Genomic DNA, 1010 nt, shown 5'->3' with positions numbered 1-1010 from the left:
GATCCGCCGGCCGAGCCGGACCAGCCGCACGACCTGCGCGTCCGTCAGCACCGGCTCCTGCTGCCGCGCGGGCTCGACGGGCTGCTCCCGCGTGCCGCCGGCGGGCGAGGCGTGGAGGGCGAATTCCTTGGTGGCGACGGCCTTGGCGATGACCTCGTCGTCCCGCACCTGGTAGGAGTCCGCGTTGACCAGGCCGGAGACCAGGGCCTCACCGAGGCCGGGCACGGCCTCCACGGTGGCGACCTTCCGGTTGGACGTGACGGGGTCGGCCGTGAACAGCACGCCGGCCGCGTGCGGGAAGACCATCCGCTGCACGACCACCGCCATCCGGACCTCCCGGTGGTCGAAGCCGTTGCGCAGCCGGTAGGCCACGGCCCGCTCGGTGAACAGCGAGGCCCAGCACCGGCTGACGTGCCGGAGGACCTCCGCCGGTCCCACGACGTTGAGGTACGTGTCCTGCTGGCCCGCGAAGGACGCCCCCGGCAGGTCCTCCGCCGTCGCGCTGGACCGGACCGCCCAGGGGTCCTGCTCGCCGAGCCGGGCGAGCGCTTCGGTGATCTCCGCCGCCACGTCGTCGGGGACGGCGATTCCTTCGATGGCGTGTCGGATCTCCGCGCTGTGCGCGCGAAGCGCGTCCCGGTCGTCCGGGTCCAGGCGCGACAGCCGATCCACCTGCTCCCCGATCGACGGCGTGTCCTCCGTGATCCGTCGGAAGGCGTCCGTCGTCACGCAGAACCCGGCCGGCACGCGGACGTCGTCGATCCGGGAAAGCTCTCCCAGGTTCGCGCCCTTGCCACCGACGACGGCGGCTTGAGCCTGGTCGATCTCACCGAGACCGAGCACGTAGCTACCCATCCGTTCGTGTTTCCCCCGTTCGCCCTGTCGGGCGTCTCCCGCTCATGTCACCTGTCAGCCTTGACCGCGGTGGGAGATTCTGCGGCATCACCGGGGTCTTGCCACAAGACCCCCACTGTGCTATACGTTAAAAGTGGCGGGGAGTGTTGATCTCC

Annotated in this window: 1 protein-coding gene; it reads right to left on the bottom strand. The window is 70.9% G+C overall.

The window, feature by feature from the left end; all coding sequences use genetic code 11:
• Positions 1-855, bottom strand: an 855-nt coding sequence (locus tag AB0G02_RS42295; RefSeq protein WP_360806850.1) for a PEP/pyruvate-binding domain-containing protein, incomplete at its 3' end; no start/stop codon positions are given.
• Positions 856-1010 lie beyond the last annotated feature (155 nt).

The organism is Actinosynnema sp. NPDC023658, assembly GCF_040639995.1.
Taxonomy (GTDB): Bacteria; Actinomycetota; Actinomycetes; order Mycobacteriales; family Pseudonocardiaceae; genus Actinosynnema.
The sequence above is the reverse complement of the archived record's forward strand: the minus strand, read 5'-3'. Positions and strand labels throughout refer to the sequence as shown.